We start from the raw sequence: 14,129 nt of genomic DNA on the forward strand, positions 1-14,129 counted from the left end.
TTTGGCGAAGCATTCAGCGCCGTATAGATATATAATTGTGAAAAAAGCGAAGGAGGAAGACATAATGAGAATGGTTGATTTAATACATAAAAAGCGCTTAGGCGAAGGGCTTACTGATCAAGAAATTACACATATCGTAAGCGGTTATACAAACGGGGATATTCCGGACTATCAAATGTCCGCCTTATTGATGGCTATTTTTTTCAATGGGATGACAAGCGAAGAAATTTCAGCGCTTACGCTGGCTATGGCGGGTTCAGGAGAAATGATCGATTTATCAGCGATTGCCGGGATCAAAGTGGATAAACATTCAACAGGCGGCGTTGGCGATAAAATCAGTCTTATCGTTGGACCAATCGTTGCCTCACTAGGGGTTCCTGTTGCCAAAATGTCAGGCAGAGGACTTGGTCATACAGGCGGAACAGTTGACAAACTGGAGTCGATTCCGGGCTTCCAGATCGAGCTGACGAATGAGGCTTTCATCGAAGCCGTGAATACCAACAAGATTGCGATTGTCGGTCAAAGCGGAAATTTAGCTCCTGCGGATAAAAAGATGTACGCCTTGCGTGATGTGACAGCAACTGTTGATTCTATTCCACTGATTGCGAGTTCGATCATGAGCAAGAAAATTGCTTCAGGCGCAGATGCGATCGTACTGGACGTGAAAATTGGCTCAGGCGCATTCATGAAAACGGTTGATGATGCGCGTGTTCTAGCTAGGACGATGGTCGACATCGGCAAAAAGTTGAATCGGAATACAATCGCGATGATTACGGACATGGAGCAGCCGCTGGGGCGTGAAATCGGCAATGCCAATGAAATCCGTGAATCCATTGACGTTCTGCGCGGTACAGGCGACAAAGAGCTGACTGAAGTTGCGATCTCGGTAGCGGCTTATATGTCAGTGCTGGGCAAAGTGTTTGAGAGCTTCGAAGAGGCGCAGGAAGCCGTTCGGGACATCATTGCCAAGGGGAAAGCTTTGGATACGTTCAGACGCTTCGTAGCAAGCCAGGGGGGCGATCCGAATGTCGTAGACCAACCTGATTTGCTGCCGACGGCTGCCTATCATTTTGAAGTGTTAGCTGAGCAAGAAGGCTACGTCAATCAGATTGATGCGGAGCATATCGGTATTGCTGCCATGCTTCTGGGCGCTGGCCGCGCGAAAAAAGAAGATCAGATCGACTATGCAGTTGGTCTAACCCTGAATAAGAAAATCGGTGATTCCGTGAAAAAGAGAGAATCGATCTGCACGATCCATGCGAATCGCGAGGAAGTCAAGGAAGTGAGTGCGATGATTCTTGACGCGTATCGCATCAAGTCGACAAAGCCTGCCCCAGTTCAATTAATCTATGACGTAATCGTTTAATTTCACGAAGTCAGCTGCCCTAACGGCCACAGGAATGTGGTAGTTAGGGTTTTTTGCTTTTTTCGGAAACGGACAGCGCTTTGGTTCTATCTTTATTTTCCTTCTCTTGGAATATTTTACGATGAAATCGTCAAGACTGATTAGCAGTCATTCAAGCTGCAAGTGTCAGGCTTTCACTTCATTTATCACAGGAGGGGTACAATTGCTATGCGAAAAAAAGGGCTAATTTGTTTTATCTGTTTCCAAATTTGTTTGACGCTTCTCGTACCGGCGGCTTTCGCCGAAGAGAAGAAGGCACCTACGGTTGATTTGACGCCAAATGCCCAATCCGCCGTCTTGATGGATGCAGATACAGGGACGGTCATCGCCGAGAAAAATAAAGATACGAAGCTTCCGCCTGCGAGTATTACGAAGATCATGACAATGCTCCTGATCATGGAGGCTGTCGACAAAGGCAATATAAAGATGGATGAGAAAGTCGGAGTCAGCGAATACGCGGCTTCCATGGGAGGATCGCAAATATTCTTGAAGCCGGGCGAAGAAATGACCGTTCAAGATATGCTGAAAGGGATCGCGATGGCGTCTGGCAACGATGCTTCTGTCGCTATGGCAGAGAAGATTGCGGGCTCGGAAGAAAATTTTGTACAGATGATGAATGAGCGAGCGCAGCAATTGGGCATGAAAAATACGCATTTCTCCAATTGCAACGGACTGCCAGTGGCAAATCACTATACAACGGCCAATGATATTGCCATCATGTCTCGCGAACTGCTGAAACATGAAGGCATAACGAAATTTACTGGCGCCTATCAAGACTATTTGCGCAAGGAAACGCCAAATCCATTTTGGCTTGTGAATACGAACAAGCTCGTTCGTTTCTACAGCGGTGCTGATGGATTGAAAACGGGCTATACAAGTGAAGCGAAATTCTGTTTATCCGCAACAGCCAAACGAGATAATTTGCGTGTTGTCGCGGTCGTTCTGGGTGAACCGAATACCAAAACGCGAAACGCTGAAGTAACCAAGCTGTTTGATTATGCTTTTGCGCAATTTACGAATTATCCGTTATTTAAATCGGGAGACAGTTTAGGGAATTTCACCGTAAACAAAGGGCAGGTTTCGACAGTTCCGCTTGTTGCGAAGCAGAATTATAGCATTTTAATGAAAAAAGGCACGCCTACTGAAAATATTCGACACGAGCTGAAATTGGATCCAAACCTTAAGGCACCGATCACAATGGGACAGCCGATTGGTAGAATCGTTGTCTATAATGGCGACAGTGTGCTGTCGGAGTACCCGTTGGAGTCGCCTGTTGATGTGGCGAAAGCGACCTGGTGGAAGCTCTTTAAGCGTACAACTACACAGATTTTTACCACGGATTAACCGTGAGATTTCGCGAATAAACGCAGTTTAGTACTTCTTTTAGCAGTTTTCTTCTAGTTTTGTCGGGTGGCAGGATATTCCAACTCAGATGTAGAAACTTATGTTTCATGACTGGGAAGGAGTGAACATGTTGAGCCTGCAAATAGAATTTGAGCAAGGCCGAAGAGCGCTGATTGTTAGATTGAAAGGTGAGCTGGATCATCACACAGCAGATAGTGTGAAGGCTAGGATGGAGGAAGCGATTGCCAAAGAGCATACGCAGCACTTAATTCTTAGTTTGAAAGATCTATCTTTCATGGACAGCTCTGGCCTAGGTGTCATTCTCGGTCGCTATAAGCAAATTACGAGTAAAGGCGGCAAGATGGTCGTATGTGATGTCTCTCCAGCTGTTTACCGCTTGTTCGAGCTTTCCGGAATGTTCAAGATTGTTTCGATTCAAGATAATGAACGCAATGCAATGTCCAGTTTGGAGGTTGCGCTATGAGTGAACATAACTTTATGACGCTGCAGTTTGCCAGCCGTTCCGAGAATGAGGCTTTCGCCCGTGTTGCTGTTGCTGCTTTTGTCTCTCAATTAGATCCCACGTTGAATGAATTAACGGATATCAAAACAGTTGTGTCGGAAGCGGTAACCAATGCCATCATTCATGGCTACAATAACCAGACCGATGGCATTATTACCATTTCCACTCACATTGATGACGATGTGGTTCGCATTACGATTGAAGACAAAGGTTCAGGTATTGCCGATTTAGAGCAGGCGAAAGAACCGCTGTATACCTCTAAACCAGAGCTGGAGCGTTCTGGCATGGGATTCACGATTATGGAAAATTTCATGGACGAAGTGGAAGTTGTGACGGCCGTCGGAATCGGAACCAAAATAAACATGTTGAAGCGAATTGAATCTAAAAAAGCTTTATACAATTAGGGGTTTGATCTATGGATGTCGATCTGAAGCATGCTTCTCATAGTTATTTAGACGATTCGGAAGTCAAACGGTTAATCGCCCTCAGTCAATCCGGAGATGGACTCGCTAGAGAAACACTCGTCAGCTGCAATATCCGCTTGGTCTGGTCAGTGGTTCAACGCTTTTTGAACCGGGGGTACGAAGCCGAAGACTTGTTCCAGATCGGTTGCATCGGACTGCTGAAGTCCGTTGACAAATTCGATCTCTCTTATGATGTTAAATTCTCAACGTATGCCGTACCGATGATTATCGGTGAGATCCAGCGCTTCTTGCGTGATGACGGCACGCTGAAAGTAAGCCGCTCGCTGAAAGAGCTGGCGAATAAGATTCGCAAGACGAAGGATGAGCTGTCCAAGCGTCTGGGGCGTCTTCCTACGATTAAAGAGGTTGCCGAAGAACTCATGATTACGCCGGAGGAAGTAGTCTTCGCGCAAGAAGCGAATAAGCCGCTCTCCTCGATTCATGAGACCGTGTTTGAGAATGATGGAGACCCCATCACATTAATGGATCAGATATCGGATGAATCCGGTGATAAATGGTTTGAGAAACTGGCATTGAACGAAGCGATAGGCACGCTTTCTGAACGAGAACGGCTTATTGTGTATCTTCGCTATTTCCGCGACCAGACCCAGTCAGAAGTCGCTAGCAGATTAGGGATTTCCCAAGTCCAAGTGTCACGATTGGAAAAGAAAATCTTGCAGTCGATCAAGGATCAGATTGCTCAATAACGATGGCAGCGCTAACCGTGCAGCCGTGCGAAATACAAAAAGCCGTTCTCCTCTGGAGAGCGGTTTTTTGCTTATGCAGGTTTATTTATTGCTGCAAGTTATGGATTAGCGGACAGCGCGTCTGTCGTCAGCGTAAAATCTAACGCAATAGATCCCACATAAGCCAACGATCGTGTAGATGACGCGACTTAGTCCTGAAGATTCCCTGTGAGAATCTCCGCCGAGCAATGCAGAAACTAAATCCCATTCGAAGAGCCCAACCAAAAGCCAATTCAACGCACCAATAATAACGAGTGTTAATGCGAATTTTGCCATGTTATCACCTTCTTTATATGGAATAAGTTATCGTTATTCATTTCTTACTATGCCAAATGATTGCTTGCTTTATTCCTGGAGAATTTACCATTCGACCAAGTGTTTATGCGTAGGAAGGATTTTGCATACTACTCTTATACATGGAGGATGAAGGGAGTGAGACCATGGCACAGAATGGAGCTCCATATCTCTATATTAGACTTCGTCGCAAAGCAAGTGTCCGCAAAGGGGCTGTTGTGAAGCTAAGCCAAGTAGCTCAGCTCATTGTGGAGCCTGAATATGAGCAAGCGCTGCATGAGCTGATCATTCATCAACCGCAGCATGAAGATGGCAATCGCGTATTGATTGATATGATGCTGATTGTTCGCAAAGTCAAAGCGCGATATCCAGAGCTGCAAATCGAGCATTTCGGAGAACCGCATGTACTTCTGGAAATCTTCACAGACAACAAGAAGGCCAGCCCGGTTCTGATTGGCTTGGTATGGCTGCTCTTATTTATCGGTTCAGGGCTCGCGATCATGAATTTTCACGCCGATGTTTCTATGCTTCAAGTTCACCAACGCATCTATGAGCTGATGACGGGGAAGAAAGTTGATCACCCGTTAATCTTGCAAATTCCATATTCCCTGGGCATTGGAGTGGGGATGGTCATATTCTTCAATCATCTCTTCAAGAAGAAGTTCAATGAAGAACCGAGCCCTTTGGAGTTGGAAATGTTCATGTATCAAGAAAATATCAATCATTACGTCATCACGGAAGAATATATGAAAATCCATTCGGAAGGAGAGTCGAAGTGATTACCCTTCTCGGGGAAAGTCTATTAATCGCATTTATAGGGCTGGCAGGCGGTATCGCTGTAGGCAGCGGGATGGTTGCCTTCCTGGTGGTGCTCGATATCATCCCAAGGCTGGCGCAAATCACCTACTCTTTTACCAAAATACGCGCTTATGAAGCGGCGGTGGTGCTGGGCTCACTTTTTTTTACATGGGTCGATTTCAGCGATATCGAGCTCCCGCTTTTTCCGATGGGAACAGCGATAGTTGGTGTATTCGCAGGTTGTTTCGTCGGTATGCTTGCAGCTGCGCTAACAGAAATTATTAATGTACTTCCCATTTTGGCCAAACGTGTGGGTATGGATTCTTATATGATTTTACTGCTTATGGCTATGATTTTCGGTAAAGTATTTGGTTCGTTGTTTGAGTGGCTATTTTATTAACAGAGGCTGAAGGGGGCTCGCTCGATGAAATTGATTGTAAAAAAAGGCAATGCCAGCGATAAAAGTGACTCGAACGGCACGCAGCAGCAATCCGATAATCAGCAATCCGACAAGCTGGCGATCGATGAGGAGGGAAATTTGTCTCCGTACAATCCGATAACGGATATGACCGCTGAGGAAAAAGCGCTTAAAACCCAAGAAGACGTTCCTCGAAGCTTGCGCGAAATTCAAAGGGTACTCGAAGAGCGGGTAGGGCTGAACCGGAGCTTTGATCTGGTTCTTCGCGAAATGGTGTTTGGCACCAAGCGTGTGGGCATTTTCTTCTGCAACGGCTTTGCGAAGGATACCGTATTAACGGATATTCTTACAAGGCTAACGTATGCCGACAAAGAAGCCGTTTCCTATCATACCCTAGAAGCGTTCTTCGAGAAGCTGATTCCACATATTCAAGTTAAAACTTACAAGAAAATGTCAGAAATCGTAGGACAAGTATTGATGGGCGGAACGGCCTTCTTCATCGAAGGCGAGATCGCCGCGATTACGATTGATGTCAAAAATTATCCAGTGCGCTCTATCGCGGAGCCTGATCTGGAGCGGGTAGTTCGCGGTTCACGCGATGGATTCGTCGAAACCTTGCTGCTGAATGTCACTTTGGTGAGACGAAGAATACGTGACGAGCGATTAAAGCTGGAAATTATGCAAATCGGCAAAAGAACGAAAACGGACGTGTGTGTGTCTTACATCAATGACATTGCCAATGCAGATTTAGTGAAGGCAATCAAAGATAAAATTAAGGGCGTAGCTATCGACGGACTCCCACTAGGTGAAAAACAGCTCGAAGAAGCGATCGTGAATAAAGGGTGGAATCCATATCCGATGGTGCGCTATTCAGAGCGTCCTGACGTTGTCTCCGCACATCTGCTCGAAGGTCATGTCTGTGTGTTTGTGGACACTTCGCCGAGCGTGATGATTTTGCCAACAACGTTTTTCCATCATGTGCAGCACGCCGAGGAATATCGGCAAACTCCTTTTATCGGCACGTATTTAAGGTGGGTGCGATTCGTTGGGATTATGGCCTCCCTCTTCTTGCTGCCGCTCTGGTTCATGATGGTGATGGATCCGTCCTTAAAGCCAGCAGGGTTGGAATTCCTCGGTCCGCAGAAGGAAGGCACTCTGCCATTGTTAGTTCAGTTCCTGCTGGCTGATATCGGAATAGATTTGATGCGCATGGCAGCCGTACATACACCTACACCGCTTGCAACAGCGATGGGTCTGGTTGCAGCCATTTTAGTGGGCGATATTGCTGTTAAAGCCGGCTTGTTCATCAATGAGGTTATCTTGTATCTGGCCCTTGCCTCCATTGGGATGTTTGCCACCCCGAGTTATGAATTAGGGCTGGCTAATCGAATCGTCCGGCTTGCTCTACTCGTCATTGTGGCCGTCTTCCATGTTCCGGGTTTTGTGATCGGGTCCACGTTATGGCTCATTTTATTAGCAACCAGAAAATCGTACAATGCTCCGTACATGTGGCCTTTCATTCCATTTAATGCGAAGAGCTTTTTCTCCATTCTGGTTCGTCGTCCTGTGTTGGCCGGCAAAACACGATTAAGCCTTACCAAGCCTATTGACGGTACACGTCAGCCTAAATCGTAATCACGAAGAAAAAGGGCGCAGATCACGGGTGCCCTTTTTCTTATTGCGAGGATAAGTGTATTGTCAAATGAGCTTTCCCTATGGTACTTTTATTAGTAATGCGTATTGCCGCTTAAGCGGATAATGGGTAAGAAATGGTTCCGGAAGAAGGGGAAATCAAGCTATGTATTTACACGGTACTAGTAAAGTAAACGATCAAGGCCACCTCGAAATCGGCGGTGTCGATGCCACACAGCTAGTTGCGGAATACGGCACGCCTTTATATGTATTTGATGAAGCGTTAGTACGTCAACGTTGTCGTGAGTTTGTTGACGCCTTCCGCGCGTCCGGCTTGAAATTTCAAGTGGCTTATGCCAGCAAAGCATTTTGTGTGATGGCGATGTGCCGTATCGTGGAAGAAGAAGGAATGTCCTTGGACGTAGTTTCCGATGGAGAGCTGTACACGGCGCTGCAGGCGGGTTTTCCTGCTGAACGCATTCATTTCCATGGCAATAACAAAACTGTGGATGAGATCGAAATGGCCATAGATGCACAAATCGGCTGTTTTGTTGTAGATAATTTTATTGAGCTTCAATTATTGAACGCCATTGCCGGAGATAAACGCCAGAAAGTAAAAGTTTTGCTGCGTATTACACCAGGGGTAGAAGCGCATACGCATGAGTTCATCTCTACAGGCCAAACCGATTCCAAATTCGGCTTTGATTTGGGGAATGGGTCCGCTATGCGTGCGATCAAAGAAGCGGCTTCCTTAAGCAATTTGGACGTTCTCGGTGTGCATTCCCATATCGGATCACAAATTTTTGAAGTAGAAGGATTCCGTATTGCTGCTGAGAAAGTTGCTGGCTTTGCCGTTCAAGTGCGCAAAGAAACAGGAATCATCTTCCCAGTCATTAATCTTGGCGGCGGCTTTGGTATTCGCTATGTGGAAGGCCATACACCGCTTCCGGTTGCTGTCTATGTGGAAGCCATTACAGAAGCTATCAAAGAGAACTTCGGCAACAACGATTACCCGCTGCCTGAGATTTGGGTTGAGCCAGGTCGCAGCATCGTCGGCGACGCAGGTACGACCTTGTACACAGTAGGGACTACGAAAGATATTCCCGGCGTACGCAAATATGTAGCTGTAGATGGCGGTATGACAGATAATCCTCGTCCTGCGCTGTATGAGGCCGAATATGAAGCTATGTTGGCTAACCGCGCTACGGAGCAATCCGAAGAGGTAGTTTCGATCGCTGGCAAATGCTGTGAAAGCGGCGATATGCTGATCTGGGACCTGAACCTGCCTAAAGTGTCAGTTGGCGACATACTGGCTGTTTCCTGCACAGGTGCTTATAACTATGCAATGGCGAGCAACTATAATCGTATTCGTCGTCCTGGCGTTGTTTTTGTAAAAGACGGTCAAAGCGACCTTGTCGTGAAACGGGAATCGTTTGACAACATCATCGGCAACGACCTCATTCCGGCAAGAATGAAACAAGTCAGCACAACGAGATAATGGAGCGCTCGCAGGTGAGAGCTGTCAGGAATGCTGATTGAAACGGTATGTAGTTATGGAGTAAATACCTGCGATTATGCATCTTTTTCGTTCCTTAAATAACCGATATCATGAAATTCCTGCATTTCTGCATGTTTATTCTGCCTTTTCCCACTTCGTTGAGAGAAAAGATGAGAAAGCCTGCACAATTGCAGGTTTTTCACTTTTTCACGATTTATGATGAAAATTCCTGTACTTTCGCAGGCTTTCAGTGCCGTGGAGCTATTCACCTTGTTGAGCGAATCTCATGGAAACCCGGCTAAAATAGAAAGCATTTCCCCCTGCCGCATAACCTTAGAAGGATAAGTGTTAATGCTTGCTAAAAGGACAACTCCTTCGCCGTCTGCAAGGAAAAAGGGGACAAGTTTAGCGGCAGTCTCGCGTGTCATTTGTGAAAAGTAAAGTTTCATAGTAGAATAAGATATTATTGTCAAAAGGAGTGGACCACAAATGGCCAAACAAGCAAATATTAAACTAGCAGGTGGCGGCGAGGTTGTTATCGATCTTTTCGAAAACGACGCTCCCAATACCGTTGCCAACTTTGAAAAATTAGCAAACTCCGGTTTCTACAACGGTCTTGTTTTTCATCGCGTCATTCCAGGATTCGTAGCACAAGGCGGTTGTCCAACCGGCACAGGAACTGGTGGCCCAGGCTACCAAATCAACTGTGAAATCAACCCGAACAAACATGAGCGCGGCTCCTTGGCTATGGCTCATGCAGGCAGAAACACAGGTGGAAGCCAATTCTACATCGCTTACCAACCGCAACCACATCTGGATGGGCAGCATACTGTTTTCGGTAAAGTGTCCAAAGGCATGGAGTTGGTCGATGCTTTCAAAGGCAAAGACGTGATGGAAAAAGTAGAAGTTGTAGAAGTATAATTTTCGAATGAAGTAGAATCAAAGAATCTGTTGAGGTAAACTCGACAGATTCTTTTTTTATGCAAAATTTGACAGAAGTATGATGAAAACTAACACTCTCCTGAAACCTTATTGCGTATTTTACTAACAATTCTCTAGGAAAATAGAAAAGAGAGCTAAATACCAAAGTGGAGGAAAGCGATATGGTGCATAGAGGAGATTTTAAACTTAGGAACCTAGTCAATGCTATTGTGCTTATATCTGTCCTTACAACTTTGGGTGCAAGTATCTTGATCAGTTATTATAATGAGAAAAAATCGTTGACACGGACGACCTTTGAATTAAACAAAGCATATGCGGATAAAATCGCGGACACGGTGGACGGCTTGTTCTCGAATTTAAAACAAGGACTCGCCGTAACAGGCGAATATTTGCAAAAGGATCTGAAGCGGCCGGACATGTTCGAGCAATTGGAGCTGTTCCGCCTAAATCATACGAGCCTGAATACGATTTCGCTAGTCGATCGTTCTGGGATTATCACGAATACATCTCCTTATAATAGCGATGTGATTGGGAAAAAGATCATGCCGGATGTTGAGAAGCTTTTTATTCAGCAGCGTCCTATTATTTCAGAACCGTTTTATACCAATGCCAATTATTTGTCTGTTGCCATTATCCAGCCTTTATTTAATGAATATGGGGAGTTTATTGGTGCACTTGGCGGAACAATAAGATTGCATGAAACGAATATGTTTAATGTGGTATTAGGGGATAAGCTTAAGGGGGAAGACGGTTCCTATTTCTTTGTTGTGAGCTCCGAAGGAAATTTGATTTATCATCCTGATCCAGCCCGGATCGGAGATCAAGTTGGCGAGAATCCAGCGGTAAGCGAGCTGCTGCAAGGTAGAAGCGGTATGCGGAGGCTTATTAATACCAAAGGTGTGGATATGCTTGCCAGCTATACGTACATGAAGGAATCGAGATGGGGGATTGTGGCTCAAACGCCGATGAAAGTCGTATTAGCGGATGCCCATCACCTGGTTAGGCAAGTTCTGCTGTATGTCATTCCAATTGTGCTTGTGTTCATGTTCGCGATCTATATACTCATCAGGAAAATGTCAGAGCCTCTCTTGAGGTTGGCTAATTATGCTGCGAAGCTCTCGACGAATAATCTGGAGCAGGAGGAGCCGCCGCGTATTCACTCATGGATGTATGAAGCGAACAAGCTTCACAGGGCGTTCAGTCTGGCGGTTACTCATTTGCGCACGGAATTTGATGACCTTTCACATATTTCCCAAACGGATCCCTTAACGGGAGTCTATAATCGCCGTACGATGGAATTGTTTATGCAAAACTTGATCTCCCAGCAAAATCCTTTTGCCATTCTGGTTCTCGACATTGATCATTTCAAAAAGGTCAACGATACATACGGTCATGTTGTTGGAGATCAGGTCCTGCAATTACTGGCTAAGAGCTTGCAAAACTCGTTAGGCAAAAGCGGAGCCATTTTCCGCTATGGCGGAGAAGAATTTGTCATCTTGCTGCCCAATACATCGCTGAAAACGGCAATGAGAAGAGCGGAGACGGCGCGGAGAGCGATGGAAGAAATGAGGAGCCCCAGCGGGAAACCTATTACAGTGTCCATAGGGGTGGCTTCATTTCCTGATACAACGAAAGACGTGGACGAGCTTATTGCTTATGCCGATAAAGCGTTGTATCGGGCGAAAAGTATGGGGAGAAATCGCGTGGAATCGGCGTAAGGCATATACATATTTGGGAATCATGCAAAAAAAGCCCTTGCTTTTTCGAGGTGTGAGTGATAAATTTTTCATTACCAAAGTAATTTTTAGCTAGTTCCTAGTTGTAAGTTACTTTCATATGTATGCAAAACCTTCGGGGCGTGGTGAAATTCCACACCGGCGGTGATTCGAACTCATGTACCTAGTACTTGTTTTCGATAAGTCCGTGACCCGTTTTGAAGCTAGCGGTACCTGACATACAGCTTCGCTACGGCTGATCCGGTGCAATTCCGGAACCGACAGTATAGTCTGGATGGGAGAAGGAATACGCGAATTTTAACATTCGCTGTGCGTACTTGTTCATTTTTTCACGTAAACAAAAATTCGGCAAGTCTGTCTTTTGAAGCAGAATCGTCGATCTTGTTTGGTGTGATCAAAAATGCGGCAAGTACGTATAGGCAGAAGCTTATTCGTGTTATCTCGACAATCTCTGGCCCCTTTCCGATATACGGAGGGGTCTTTTTGCATTCATAATCAAGCTGGATGGGTGGAAGGCGGTAAACGACGTGCATGTACTGAATGACGAAGCTTACATGAAACTTGCCTTGCAAATGGCAGCAGGCGCACTAGGCCAAACGGGGATCAATCCGGTTGTAGGCTGCGTCCTGGTGAAGGATGGACGCATTGTAGGCATGGGTGCGCATTTGAAACGCGGCCATGGGCATGCGGAAGTTCTCGCCTTGCAGATGGCAGGCGAGGAAGCTAGAGGAAGTACGGCTTATGTTACTTTGGAGCCGTGCAGCCATTTCGGCAAGACGCCGCCATGCAGCGACCGCCTTATTGAGGCGGGTGTGACACGCGTCGTTGTTGCGGCCACAGACCCGAACCCGCTGGTGGCGGGAACGGGCATCGCCAAGCTGCAAGCCCAAGGCATCGAGGTCAGCGCAGGGTTGCTGGCCGATGAGTCCTCAGCGATGAATGAGGCCTTCAACAAATACATCGTCACGCGGATGCCATTTGTGACGATGAAAACGGCGAGCACGCTCGATGGCCGCATCGCCTCAAAGACCGGCGACAGTAAATGGATTACATCGCCGGCGTCGCGTGCTTATGTGCACACCCTGCGCCATCGGCATCAGGGGATCATGGTCGGCGTAGACACCGTCATCGCCGACGACCCGATGCTGAGCGCGCGCGGCGACGTCCCGGCTGTGCAGCCGGTACGGATCATCGCGGACTCGCAGCTGCGAGTCCCGCTCGGCGCCCGCGTGCTCACCGAGCAGGATCGTCAGCCGACGATCCTGCTCGCCAGCGCACAGGCGCCAGCAGAGCGGCGTGCCGCGCTGGAAGCGCGCGGCATCACGATCCTCACCTGCGGGGATGGCCCGCAGGTGGACCTGACGCTCGCCATGCGCCAGCTGGGCGAGCGGGAGATCGGCTCCATCCTCCTGGAGGGTGGAGGCAAATTGAACGGCGCTATGCTGGAGCAGTGCCTGCTAGACAAGCTGGTGCTGATGTTTGCGCCGAAACTGATCGGCGGAGGCCATGCAGCACCTGTGAACATCAACTTCGAAGGCTTCGCGAAGATGGATGAAGCAATTACGCTCGACCGGGTGAAGGTCGAGCAGCTCGGACCGGATATTTGCCTAACAGGCTATCCGATTTATCCGAACTAACGAATGGAGGGCTGTCATGTTTACCGGCATTATTGAAGAAATCGGCCACATGCGCCGCATTCATAGCCAAGGTCAAGCGATGGTGCTAACGATTGGCGCCAAGAAAGTACTGTCAGATGTCCATCTGGGAGATAGTATTTCAGTGAACGGTGTTTGTCTGACTGTCATTGCTTTCGATAGCGAGTCTTTCTCTGTGGATGTTATGCCCGAAACCTATCGCAAGACGAACCTTCGCAAGCTGCAAACCGGCACACGCGTGAATTTGGAGCGTGCGATGGCGGCGAATGGACGTTTCGGCGGACACATCGTTCAAGGACATGTGGATGCTACGGCAACGATCCTTTCCCGCATACCGGAAGAAAATGCCGTTGTTTACCGGTTCGAGCCGGAGAATACGCATATTTTTCGTTACATCATTGCCGGCGGCTCCATCACAATTGATGGCATTAGCCTTACGGTGGTGGACGTCAATGAACGTGAAGTCGCCGTTTCGATTATTCCACATACGCTGGCTCAGACGGTTCTCAATGATAAAAAAGCTGGAGATACGATCAACATGGAATGTGACGTACTTGGCAAATATATGGAGCGACTGCTTAAGTTTGGTCCATCCGATGCCTCGGACAGCAGCAGTCCTAAACCAAGCAAGCTGACCGCAAGTTTTCTGGCTGATAACGGATTTATGTAACATA

The 14,129-nt window shown here is 47.1% G+C and carries 14 protein-coding genes and 1 riboswitch; of the genes, 13 read left to right on the forward strand and 1 reads right to left on the reverse strand.

Annotated features, from left to right (window positions below):
• Positions 1–64: 64 nt before the first annotated feature.
• The 5 genes from BC351_RS04930 (at position 65) to sigF (ending at position 4,443) form a co-directional block, all read left to right on the forward strand.
• Entirely contained in the window at positions 65–1,366 is a 1,302-nt protein-coding gene (locus tag BC351_RS04930; protein WP_079409602.1) for a pyrimidine-nucleoside phosphorylase, read from the forward strand.
• A 207-nt stretch (positions 1,367–1,573) separates the two neighbouring features.
• Positions 1,574–2,749, forward strand: a complete 1,176-nt coding sequence (locus BC351_RS04935) for a D-alanyl-D-alanine carboxypeptidase family protein (protein WP_079409603.1) — start codon at positions 1,574–1,576, stop codon at positions 2,747–2,749.
• 130 nt (positions 2,750–2,879) lie between these two features.
• Positions 2,880–3,233 (forward strand): anti-sigma F factor antagonist, encoded by a 354-nt coding sequence (spoIIAA, locus tag BC351_RS04940; RefSeq protein WP_079409694.1) that lies wholly within the window; start codon positions 2,880–2,882, stop codon positions 3,231–3,233.
• Positions 3,230–3,676, forward strand: coding sequence for an anti-sigma F factor (gene spoIIAB / locus BC351_RS04945; protein WP_079409604.1), 447 nt, complete (start codon positions 3,230–3,232; stop codon positions 3,674–3,676). Before spoIIAA ends, spoIIAB begins: the two co-directional genes overlap by 4 nt.
• A gap of 11 nt (positions 3,677–3,687) precedes the next feature.
• Complete coding sequence (gene sigF, locus BC351_RS04950; RefSeq protein WP_079409605.1) at positions 3,688–4,443, forward strand: RNA polymerase sporulation sigma factor SigF; 756 nt, start codon at positions 3,688–3,690, stop codon at positions 4,441–4,443.
• 105 nt (positions 4,444–4,548) lie between these two features.
• On the opposite strand, the gene BC351_RS04955 is transcribed toward sigF, so the two are convergent.
• Complete coding sequence (locus BC351_RS04955; RefSeq protein WP_079409606.1) at positions 4,549–4,758, reverse strand: DUF378 domain-containing protein; 210 nt, start codon at positions 4,756–4,758, stop codon at positions 4,549–4,551.
• Between the two features lie 164 nt (positions 4,759–4,922).
• Here BC351_RS04955 and BC351_RS04960 point away from each other — a divergent pair, with 164 nt between their 5' ends.
• The 8 genes from BC351_RS04960 to ribE all read left to right on the forward strand — a co-directional run bounded on the left by BC351_RS04960 (position 4,923) and on the right by ribE (position 14,125).
• The gene (locus tag BC351_RS04960) at positions 4,923–5,555 is read left to right on the forward strand and encodes a stage V sporulation protein AA (protein ID WP_079409695.1); all 633 of its coding nucleotides are present in this window, start codon (positions 4,923–4,925) and stop codon (positions 5,553–5,555) included.
• The gene (locus BC351_RS04965; protein ID WP_244208892.1) at positions 5,555–5,974 is read left to right on the forward strand and encodes a stage V sporulation protein AB; all 420 of its coding nucleotides are present in this window, start codon (positions 5,555–5,557) and stop codon (positions 5,972–5,974) included. Before BC351_RS04960 ends, BC351_RS04965 begins: the two co-directional genes overlap by 1 nt.
• 24 nt (positions 5,975–5,998) lie before the next feature.
• Entirely contained in the window at positions 5,999–7,627 is a 1,629-nt protein-coding gene (locus BC351_RS04970) for a spore germination protein (RefSeq protein WP_079409607.1), read from the forward strand.
• A 163-nt stretch (positions 7,628–7,790) separates the two neighbouring features.
• Positions 7,791–9,122 carry a diaminopimelate decarboxylase gene (gene lysA / locus BC351_RS04975; RefSeq protein WP_079409608.1) on the forward strand — a complete coding sequence of 444 codons (1,332 nt, stop codon included), beginning with the start codon at positions 7,791–7,793 and terminating at the stop codon, positions 9,120–9,122.
• A gap of 489 nt (positions 9,123–9,611) precedes the next feature.
• Positions 9,612–10,043 carry a peptidylprolyl isomerase gene (locus tag BC351_RS04980; RefSeq protein WP_079409609.1) on the forward strand — a complete coding sequence of 144 codons (432 nt, stop codon included), beginning with the start codon at positions 9,612–9,614 and terminating at the stop codon, positions 10,041–10,043.
• A gap of 182 nt (positions 10,044–10,225) precedes the next feature.
• Positions 10,226–11,782: a sensor domain-containing diguanylate cyclase gene (locus BC351_RS04985; protein ID WP_079409610.1), complete on the forward strand. Its 1,557-nt coding sequence runs from the start codon at positions 10,226–10,228 to the stop codon at positions 11,780–11,782.
• A 125-nt stretch (positions 11,783–11,907) separates the two neighbouring features.
• A riboswitch (FMN riboswitch) is annotated at positions 11,908–12,090 on the forward strand.
• A gap of 237 nt (positions 12,091–12,327) precedes the next feature.
• Positions 12,328–13,437 (forward strand): bifunctional diaminohydroxyphosphoribosylaminopyrimidine deaminase/5-amino-6-(5-phosphoribosylamino)uracil reductase RibD, encoded by a 1,110-nt coding sequence (ribD, locus tag BC351_RS04990; protein ID WP_244208886.1) that lies wholly within the window; start codon positions 12,328–12,330, stop codon positions 13,435–13,437.
• 16 nt (positions 13,438–13,453) lie between these two features.
• Complete coding sequence (gene ribE, locus BC351_RS04995; protein WP_079409611.1) at positions 13,454–14,125, forward strand: riboflavin synthase; 672 nt, start codon at positions 13,454–13,456, stop codon at positions 14,123–14,125.
• Positions 14,126–14,129 lie beyond the last annotated feature (4 nt).

Origin of the sequence: Paenibacillus ferrarius, from assembly GCF_002027705.1 — a bacterium.
GTDB lineage: Bacteria > Bacillota > Bacilli > Paenibacillales > NBRC-103111 > Paenibacillus_E > Paenibacillus_E ferrarius.